Genomic DNA, 9,500 nt, shown 5'->3' on the forward strand with positions numbered 1-9,500 from the left:
AGCGTAACGCACCACCAATTCCCTTAAGGTGCGTATAGCCTGTTTCCTGTTCCCTTTCAATCAAAATATAAGGAGAAATTTTATGCAGGTAGCACTTCAGCAGATTGTAGTTTCTCCAGGTCAACAATTACTATTAAAAAATGTAAGTTGGCAGCAATTTCAAGAAATATTAGCCAATTTAGGAGAAAGTCGCAATTCTAGAATTGCTTATAGTCAAGGAATGTTAGAAATTATGGTGCCTCTACCAGAACATGAAGATGATAAAGTAATTATTGGTGATTTAGTTAAGGCAATTTTAGAAGAAATAGATATTGAGTTTAGAAGTTTAGGTTCAACAACTTTTGAAAATGAACAAATGCTTGCCGCAGTAGAACCAGATGATTGTTTTTATATTCAAAATGAGGCAGCAATTAGAGGCAAAAAGCGGTTAAATTTAAAGGTAGATCCGCCGCCAGATTTAGCAATAGAAATTGATATTACATCGAAAACTAAACTGGCAATTTACCAAAATTTAAGAGTTCCCGAACTTTGGCGTTATAACGGACAAAAGCTAGAAATTAATCTGTTACAAGCAGGTAAATATATTCAATCAAATCAAAGTTTAATCTTTCCTAATTTACCGATTACTGAGGCGATTCCTGAATATCTGGAACGCAGCAAGGTTATTGGCAGAAATGCCACAATGAAGTTATTTAGAATTTGGTTGAAAACACAATTGAACAGGATTGATTAAGGAGCAATATTATGGTTCAAGAACTACTAGATTTAAGAGCCAGTATTTTAGCGGGGAGGTATGAAGAGGCTTTAACGCTCATAGATGAATTAGAAGCAATGGGTAAACAAGCCATTATTCGGAATATTGAAAGTTTTTTAATTAGGCTGATGATTCATTTGATAAAAAATCAAATTGAACAACGTTTAACTAATTCTTGGGCTAATTCCATATCTGATTCGATCGTGCAAATTAAAAAACTAAACCTTAAAGATAATAAAACTTCTTATTATATTAACTCAGATGAATGGCAATCTTATTTAGAAGCAGCAATTAAATTAGCGATACGTCCAGCAAGTTTAGAGATTTTCAATGGTCAGCTAAAAGCCAAACAAATTTCCGAACAATTAGATTTATCTCAACTTATTACAACAGCAAAAACTATGTTGGATTTGACTTATAAGTATGCAGCTGAAGATTTACCAGATCAAATTGATGTAATTTTAGCTGAGTTACCAGGCGGTGAAGATTGGCTAACATAGAAATCTGAATCAAAAGTTTGTTGTGAGGACTTCAGTCCTTATTAGCGAGTAACGCACCGCTACAAATGATGGTGCGTTACGTTATCACGCTTCGCACCCTACAAAGAGGCTAACGAAGGCAAAAAAATGAGCGTAACTGTTCCCATTAAAACGATCGCACTCACTCCAGGTAGTCACATAACTATCCCTAACCTTTCTTGGGAAGATTTCGAGCAAATTCTGATCGACTTAGGAGAAAAACGCAGCAGTCGCGTTACTTACTTTCAAGGAACTCTAGAAATCATGTCCCCATTAGCTTTGCATGAACGTCCTCACCGCATTATTGCTTACATTCTGACAACAATTCTGGATATCCAAGGGCGAAATTGGGAAGATTTTGGATCAACAACTCTGAAACGTCCGCAAATTGCTGGAATTGAACCTGATACTTGCTTTTATATTCAAAATGCTGACAGAATGAAAGGCTGTACTAATTTGGATTTAAAACAGTATCCACCTCCAGACTTAGCAATAGAAGCGGATGTTACTTCTAAAACTACTTTGGATGCTTACGAAGCGATGGGTGTTCCTGAACTTTGGATTTACCGAAATCAGCAACTAAAAATTTACTTACTTTCCGATCGAGGATACACAGAAACATCCATTAGTCCTACATTTCCTAACTTACCTATAATTGAACTAATTTCCCAATTGGTGCAAAAAGCGATCGATGAAGGAACTAGCAAAATGCTGCGCGATTTTAGAACAGAAAACTGGATAGTATGAAAATTGTAGATTATTTGGGACTCGGTGGAACTTTCTTTATTGGTTCACCCAAACAACCTACCATTACTATCTGTAACCTAGAGAATGGAAGCTATAAAATGTCTCAGTTTCGGAATAGCCAAACCTTAGTATCCCCTACCTTTTCGGAATTAGAATTGATAGCAGAACAAGTTTTCAATGAGGTAAGATTCAGTAGTAATCGCTGATATAACTTGATATGCTTACAATGTTGATATAGAGTGAATACATCTGCCATACCACTTGGGCGGGGGTAGCTGGATTGATTAACTGGATTCTAGAGGACGGTGTATTTGGCTGTTCGATGGCTCCACTTGCAAATGAGATCGAGAAGCAAGGACACAATTTCAAGATCATTGATTACACCAGAGGCATCACAGACTATCAACGCTTCTTTCCCAAAACAGAGTGCATCATCTTCTATGGATCGCTCCATATTGCTCAACAGATTCTAAGCCGCAATTTGTCTTGGATACCAGGAATTATTGGGACTATTGAAAATTACCGTTGCACAAACTATTATCCTCATCTCAAACCTTGGTTGTTGAATGCCGAGGGTTATATTCTGCCCCTGTCGGAGTTGTCTTCTTCCGCCGTTGACAACCCTAAATTACGCCTTAGCCTTTCTGAGAGCAAACGTTTGTTTATCCGTCCCAACAGTCCGCTTAAACCTTTTGCAGGTGGGCTTTATTCTCCTGAAGAATTGACTGACTTAGACAGTTTCATGAAGCGCCACTATCTCGAAGATCCAAACATATTGGTAGTTGTTGCACCAGAAAAACCGATCGAAGCAGAGTGGCGAGTGATTATTGCCCAAGGACAAATTTTATGTGCTTCTCAATATCGGCAGTTTGGAAAACCTTACTATCAATCTGGAATGCCTGAAGTTGTACAAAGAGTAGCCGAAGCGGTGGCACAACAACAATGGCAGCCTGACCCAATTTGGGTTTTAGATCTCTGTTGCTCTGATAATTTGGCTTACGTTCTTGAAATTAATTTTCTATCGTGTTCCGCCTTTTACAAATGTGATTTGAGTTCAGTTGTCACAGAAGCATCAAACATTGCCTGGAAGAAGTGGGTTGAGAGCTTGACTATAGTCTAAACTCCAGTATTTACACCTACTTAAAAAAGTTAAAAGTTGTAGGGTGCGTAACTAGGCGGAAAATTATGGTGATTTACCAGGCATTGTGGTGTCTGACGCACCCTACGGGATATAACTTCCAATAATCGTAATCACCTAATAAAAAAGTTAAAAGTTAAGATCGGTCTTTGAATACTTTATGTATAAATTTGCTCCAGCCTCAGAGAATGAAACCATCGTGTTTGGCTCTGCTCGACCGGGATATAGCAACGAGCAAGTGAACGAGTGGATTGAATTTATGCACAATCAAGGTATTCAGCGTGTCTGTTGTTTGCTTCCTGAATCTCAACTAAGGCGCTATGCCAATTTACTCGACATTTACCGACAGAGCTTTGGACTCGATCGAGTTTGTTGGACACCGATCGAGGATTTTCACTTTGCTGACCCCGAAATGCTCATCCAGCAAATCTTACCGTTCTTGGCTGCTGCTAACCAGAATCATGAGAAGGTCGTTGTTCATTACTCTGGTGGCATTGGTCGCACAGGACACATTTTAGCAGCTTGGCTTGTGGCTGGACGAGGGTTATCTGGCAAAACTGCGATCGCAGCTGTCAAAAAAACTGGGAGAAATCCATCTGAAGCAGTCATCGCCGCTCTTTTCAAAGGTCGCAATCCTTGGCAAGTCGCTGCGGAACTGAACTCACTGCTCGATCGATGCCGTCGTTTTAGGGAACAGGGAACAGGAAACGGCTCTCCGTTTTAGATTACTCCCACCCAGTCCCCAGTACCCAATCCCCAGTCCCCAAACTCAAGGATTCACCGCATTAAATAAAGCCGAATAATCAGCCTCAGCAAGTCCCATTTCTTGAGCAATTTCTAAAATTTGTCGCACGCCTTCCAAACTGTGAGTATTTAAGTTATTTGACTGCGCTTGATTGAGGAACAAATTTGTATCTTTGAGTAGATGTTTGGTCGGAAAATTGGGATTAGTAAAATCTCTTTCCAACATTCGCTTTAGTTTCTTGTCGAAAGTTGGTGCATATAAAGCACTTTGGCGTAAAAGTTCCATGAAAGTTTCTACTTCTACACCTTGTTTTTGGACTAAACTTAAACTCAAAGCAAAGGCAGTAGTTAGGGAAGCAATTAATTGATTCAGTGCTAATTTAACTGCCGCTGCTGTACCTACTGAACCAATTAAACGAGGTTCGGAACCAAAGTTTTGTAAGAGATTTGACCATTTCGCAAATTGTTCGGGAGTCGCCCCTACCATGACGATTAATTTACCAGCTTCGGCTTCGGGAATACTGCCTAAAACTGGTGCTTCTAAATACTCACCTCCAGCCGCAATTACTTGCTTTTCAATCTCTTGGCTTTCTTGCGGGGCAATGGTTCCCATTTGAATAATCGTTCGTCCTTTCAGTTCAGCTTTGGCACTTTCAGAAAGTACAGTTTGCTCAATGGCTGAAGCGTTGGTAAGCATTAAAATTGTACAATCGGAATTGGCGATCGCACTTTCCGGCGAATCAACCACTTGAGCACCCGCTGCTTTCAATTCCTCCACCTTTGATGCAGTGCGATTGTAAACAACCACAGGTATTTTGGCACACAATAATCTTTGCACCAAAGGCTTACCCATTAACCCAGTTCCCAAAAATCCTACTTTCATCGACTACTAACCCGATCGCAACAACTTAAAGTTACACCTTCTTTGACAATTAATTGCGTTTGTAATCATTTAATTAAGTCTTATGTCAAAAGAATTATTGCAAATTTAAAGTATGTATTCTAGTATTTAATAATGGTTTTCTTAACCTGTTCTTTACCTGAAGGAGGTACAGAGATGGCTCTAATGGACGATCTACTCAAGGGTTTAGCATTGGATAAAGTAATCTCTGGTGGTGGAGTTCCCGGTGCTGTAGTAGGTATCGGCGCATTGTTGTTAGCACCCGTCTTAATTCCAGTGGTAGCTGGCGCAGGTAAACCTGTAGCCAAGGCTGTGATTAAAGAGGGAATTAAACTTTACGAAAAAGGTAAAGAGTCTTTTGCAGAAGTGGGAGAAGTTTTTGAAGATTTGATCGCAGAAGCTAAAGCAGAACTCGCAGAAGATGACAAAACTTCTACAAATAACCAACCACAACCAATTGTTGTTAGTGACTGAAGTCTCAAAGAGGCTTAATTGGATTTATGACAAGAAATGAAACACACCCATATTGCTAGTAGTACTCCCAGCCGAACTAGGATAAAACTTTCTCAAAAACGTCGCAATGCTGATGAAATGGCGCGGATTGTCCATGCACTGAAAGAACATCCCCAGATTGTTGATATTCGTCCGAATATTAACACTGGCAGCATTGTAATTTATCATGCTGAAAATGATGGAACTGTGGACAATATCCAAGCTGTTTTGCAGGATTTAGGCATCATTTTGGGAGACATTTTTGATGTAGCAATAGTAGAGGGAAAGTCGGGAGTAGCAAAGGATTTAACTAATGCTATTTCTGACCTTAACCAAAGAGTTGGACAAGCAAGCGGCGGTGTAGTCGATTTGCGATTCTTGGTACCCGTTGGACTTGGTACGTTGGCAATTTATCAGTTACTCCAAAAAGGATGGCAATTTGAAACGGTTCCTTGGTATGTGTTAGCTTGGTACTCTTTTGATAGCTTTATTAAGCTGCATTATACCTCCGATCCAGAACAAAAAAATAGTTAGTCTGATTTTCCTAAGTCCCTTGATTTAGTGAGAAATCAGACTCTAAATCTGTCTTTAGCGATCGCGCATTTTTCGCGAATCGCTACTCCTTTTTCATCTCAATTTTCCCGGAAATATTTTGTTTCCCACTAACCTCTTTAGGGGTTAGTTTCTCATCAACCCAATTTTGCTTAATAAAAGGTTAAGAAAGTGGCTTTGATTACAAAAGAAATAAAAATCTGCCATTAAGATTTTCTGAAGTTTAATTTTGATCCTTTAAAGGGTGGAGGAATAACAACTGAGAAAAAATGACCTATCTCACTGCACAAAACACTAACAACGCTCTGCAAATCGTCCATAATGTTCCCGGTAGGGTGCGTCTAAAAGCAACTGACAGTAGTCAGGTAAAAGCTTTGGAAAAAGTAGCGCAAAAACTCCGCAAACAAGAGGGGATTTACGAAGTTAGAACAAACTCGGCAACGAGAACTTTAGTTGCTACCTTTGACAGCGATATTGTATCAATGCCAGAGATTTCTAAAATTCTTCAACAGTCTGGATCGACTCAACCATTAGTGTTAGTTGAAAAAGAGCAGAAACAAGAGTTACAGGAACTTTTAGCATCGGGAGATCTGGCGCAACAATATCCGCTGATTGCTCGATCGATCCTTTCTCTAATTGCCGGAATGTTAGCTACCAGAGCATTAGGAGTAACTGGGTTAATGTCCTTGCCAGTATTCATGATTACAGACAGAGTAAGTCATGAATTACTAAAATATATTGAGTCGGAATTTCTGTCAGAAAAGCCAGAAGAAACTCAAGATTCAGCTAACCAAGAAAATGGCAAGGTAACAGATCGCCAAGAGCTAAGTTATAGCATAGTGCATGAGACTCTTGGAAGACTTCGCTTTCGCATTCCCTTAGTTGCTAAAGATGTTGATTACGCTCAAAAACTGGTTCAATTAGCCGAATCAGATCCCAGAATTACTAACATTAAGATTAACAAAGATGCGGCATCGGTAGCAATTTGTTACCAAGCATCTGATTTATCGCCAGCAGAAATAAAAGCTCATTTAGTGCATTTAATTGAATTAGCGAATGACCCCAGCACTTTGATTAAAATTGGTTCTTCTGCTATCATAGAAACAGAAGAAGAAACTAACCCTTGGTCTAACTTAAGTTTGCCTGTAGCGACTGCGGTGTTAGCTTTATTAAGTGGACCAATGGGTGTACCAATTCCGCCGATCGTGACTGGAGGTGCGATCGCACTTGCCACAATTCCAGTAGCACAACGCGCCTTAGAAAGCATCCTGAACGAACGCAAATTAAACATCGATTTTCTAGACTTTTCTGCGATCGCAATTACCACATTGCAAGGTCAATTTATTAACCCAGCAATCATGTTAATCTTGATTGAACTTGGGGAAGCAATCAGAGAACAAACGGCACGTTCTTCCAAAAAACAAACCTTAGATTTGCTCGATTCCTTAAAGCAATTTGTTTGGGTAGAACGCAACGGCGAAAAGCAGGAAATTTCCATTCACGATGTCCAAAAAGGCGATATTCTCATCGTTTATCCCGGCGATCAAATACCAGTAGACGGACGAATTTTGCGGGGTAAAGCATTAATTGACGAACAAAAACTCACAGGCGAATCAATGCCTGTAATGCGAAGCGAAGGACAAACAGTTTACACCTCTACTTTAGTGCGAGAAGGACAACTTTACATCCTCGCCGAACACATTGGCATTGAAACTCGCGCCGGACAAATTATTAAAGTGATGCAGGATGCACCTGTTCACGATACCCGGATTGAAAATTACGCCGCCAAAGTTGCGGATCAAGCTGTTATTCCCACCCTATTACTATCAGGAATTGTCTTTGGTTTAACCGGAAATTTAGCTCGTGCAGCTTCCATTTTAACCATCGACTTTGCTACAGGAATTCGCGTTTCTGTACCAACAACTGTCTTAGCTGCCTTGACTTATGCGGCAAGAAGAGGTATCTTAATTCGTAGCGGTAGAGCATTGGAAAAATTAGCTACTGTGGATGCAGTTGTATTTGATAAAACAGGTACTTTAACTAAAGGTGAACCCACAGTTGTTAACGTCGAAACTGCCAGCGAATCAATCTCTCGTTTGCAAGTTTTAGAACTCGCCGCAGCTGCCGAACAAAGAATAACTCACCCTGTCGCTGTTGCTGTCGTCAAATATGCTGAAGATCAAGGTGCAAGGATTTTACAACGTGGGGAATGGCATTACGAAATTGGTTTAGGAATTCGCGCCGAAATTGACGGACAAAATGTGTTAGTTGGCAGTAACACTTTCCTGAAAAAAGAAGGAATTAGCATCGATATATTGCATGAAAAATACCCCTATCTCTTATCAGGAAGTTGTTCTTTAATCTACGTCGCCAGCAATGGCGAATTGCAAGGCGTAATTGCTTATCGCGATCCTTTACGTGCGGAAAGTCGCGATGTAATTAAAGCATTACGCACTGCTGCGGACATGGATATTCACATTTTAACAGGCGATAACAAACGCACAGCAAAAGTAGTTGCCAGTGAGTTAGGAATTGCGCCAAATAATACTCATGCAGAAGCATTTCCTGAAACCAAAGTTGCGGTTGTTAAAGCATTACATGAAGAAGGAAAAACTGTAGCTTTTGTGGGTGATGGAATTAATGATTCTCCGGCGCTTGCTTATGCAGATGTTTCTGTTTCTTTCGGTGATGGTTCTGATGTGGCAAGAGAAACGGCAGATGTGGTATTAATGGAAAATAATTTGCGTGGTTTGCCGGAAGCGATCGCGATCGCCCGCCAAGCACTAGAATTAATTAACCAAAATACCGCCATTGTCGCCGTACCAAACTTGAGTGCTTTAGTGTTAGCAGTGTTATTTGGAATTCCCCCACTCGCCGCCACTTTAGTTAACAATGGTTCAGCTATTGTTGCTGGATTAAATGGTTTACGTCCGCTGCTAATTAGTAACGAAGAAATGGATCAGTTGGCTAATAATTTAGATAACAATCAACAGCCAACAGTAGAATCAACTAATGGTAATGGCAAATCCTATCACCTGGAAATAATTCCTCCCAACGGCAATGGTAAACCTCACAATTCTGTAGAGATGAAAGATTTGGAACTCATCACTACTAATGGTAATGGTAATGGCAAATCTCACATTCCCAAAGAACTGAGTTTAGTACATTTAAACGGAAAAACTGAGCATTCTCATAATGGGAATTCCGTTGCAGTAGTCGAAAAAAATGGTAAATCTCACTCCCATCTAAAGGTGATTGAAACAACCAGATCGTTAACAGGTAAAGCTTTAGCAGAACGCTTAAAAGTCAGCGTTGGTACCCTCAGTAAAAGAAAGTCACAATCTGACTTTTCCCAATGGTCTAAAACTAAAGATCCTGAAGGAATTACCTGGCAATATTCAGCTAAATCTCAACTGTTTGTGAGTGTTTAAGTAGGTAGATATAAATAAAGTGAAAACTATGGCGGGCAAGATGCCCGCCCCACAAGAGTTAGAGCTTTGTAGTGGGGTGGGCATCCTGCCTGCCCCACAAGAGTTAGAGCTTTGTAGTGGGGTGGGCATCCTGCCTGCCCCACAAAAGTTAGAGCTTTGTAGTGGGGTGGGCATCCTGCCTGCCCCACAAAAGTTAGAGCTTTGTAGTGGGGTGGGCATCCTG

The 9,500-nt window shown here is 40.3% G+C and carries 11 protein-coding genes; 10 read left to right on the forward strand and 1 reads right to left on the reverse strand.

Annotated features, from left to right (window positions below; all coding sequences use genetic code 11):
• Nucleotides 1–82 precede the first annotated feature (82 nt).
• The 6 genes from ACE1CC_RS21305 to ACE1CC_RS21330 all read left to right on the forward strand — a co-directional run bounded on the left by ACE1CC_RS21305 (nucleotide 83) and on the right by ACE1CC_RS21330 (nucleotide 3,881).
• On the forward strand, nucleotides 83–733 hold the full coding sequence (locus ACE1CC_RS21305) for a Uma2 family endonuclease (protein WP_413272443.1): 651 nt from the start codon (nucleotides 83–85) through the stop codon (nucleotides 731–733).
• 11 nt (nucleotides 734–744) lie between these two features.
• Complete coding sequence (locus ACE1CC_RS21310) at nucleotides 745–1,254, forward strand: DUF29 family protein (RefSeq protein ID WP_413272444.1); 510 nt, start codon at nucleotides 745–747, stop codon at nucleotides 1,252–1,254.
• A 126-nt stretch (nucleotides 1,255–1,380) separates the two neighbouring features.
• A complete protein-coding gene (locus ACE1CC_RS21315; RefSeq protein WP_413272445.1) occupies nucleotides 1,381–2,019 on the forward strand; it encodes a Uma2 family endonuclease in 639 nt (212 codons plus the stop codon).
• The gene (locus ACE1CC_RS21320; protein WP_413272446.1) at nucleotides 2,016–2,225 is read left to right on the forward strand and encodes a hypothetical protein; all 210 of its coding nucleotides are present in this window, start codon (nucleotides 2,016–2,018) and stop codon (nucleotides 2,223–2,225) included. Before ACE1CC_RS21315 ends, ACE1CC_RS21320 begins: the two co-directional genes overlap by 4 nt.
• Before the next feature lie 74 nt (nucleotides 2,226–2,299).
• Nucleotides 2,300–3,139, forward strand: a complete 840-nt coding sequence (locus tag ACE1CC_RS21325) for an ATP-grasp domain-containing protein (protein WP_413272447.1) — start codon at nucleotides 2,300–2,302, stop codon at nucleotides 3,137–3,139.
• A gap of 178 nt (nucleotides 3,140–3,317) precedes the next feature.
• Nucleotides 3,318–3,881: a protein-tyrosine phosphatase family protein gene (locus tag ACE1CC_RS21330; RefSeq protein WP_413272448.1), complete on the forward strand. Its 564-nt coding sequence runs from the start codon at nucleotides 3,318–3,320 to the stop codon at nucleotides 3,879–3,881.
• Between the two features lie 45 nt (nucleotides 3,882–3,926).
• On the opposite strand, the gene ACE1CC_RS21335 is transcribed toward ACE1CC_RS21330, so the two are convergent.
• Nucleotides 3,927–4,784, reverse strand: a complete 858-nt coding sequence (locus tag ACE1CC_RS21335) for an NAD(P)-dependent oxidoreductase (RefSeq protein WP_413272449.1) — start codon at nucleotides 4,782–4,784, stop codon at nucleotides 3,927–3,929.
• A 174-nt stretch (nucleotides 4,785–4,958) separates the two neighbouring features.
• On the opposite strand from ACE1CC_RS21335, the gene ACE1CC_RS21340 reads away from it, so the two are divergent.
• The 4 genes from ACE1CC_RS21340 to ACE1CC_RS21355 all read left to right on the forward strand — a co-directional run.
• The gene (locus ACE1CC_RS21340; RefSeq protein ID WP_413272450.1) at nucleotides 4,959–5,276 is read left to right on the forward strand and encodes a DUF5132 domain-containing protein; all 318 of its coding nucleotides are present in this window, start codon (nucleotides 4,959–4,961) and stop codon (nucleotides 5,274–5,276) included.
• 36 nt (nucleotides 5,277–5,312) lie between these two features.
• Nucleotides 5,313–5,828, forward strand: a complete 516-nt coding sequence (locus tag ACE1CC_RS21345; RefSeq protein WP_413272451.1) for an HMA2 domain-containing protein — start codon at nucleotides 5,313–5,315, stop codon at nucleotides 5,826–5,828.
• 287 nt (nucleotides 5,829–6,115) lie between these two features.
• A complete protein-coding gene (locus ACE1CC_RS21350) occupies nucleotides 6,116–9,277 on the forward strand; it encodes a heavy metal translocating P-type ATPase (RefSeq protein ID WP_413272452.1) in 3,162 nt (1,053 codons plus the stop codon).
• 28 nt (nucleotides 9,278–9,305) lie between these two features.
• The coding region (locus tag ACE1CC_RS21355; RefSeq protein ID WP_413272453.1) for a hypothetical protein at nucleotides 9,306–9,500 on the forward strand (195 nt) is incomplete at its 3' end.

The sequence above is a fragment of the Floridaenema aerugineum BLCC-F46 genome (assembly GCF_041929345.1).
Taxonomy (GTDB): Bacteria; Cyanobacteriota; Cyanobacteriia; order Cyanobacteriales; family Aerosakkonemataceae; genus Floridanema; species Floridanema aerugineum.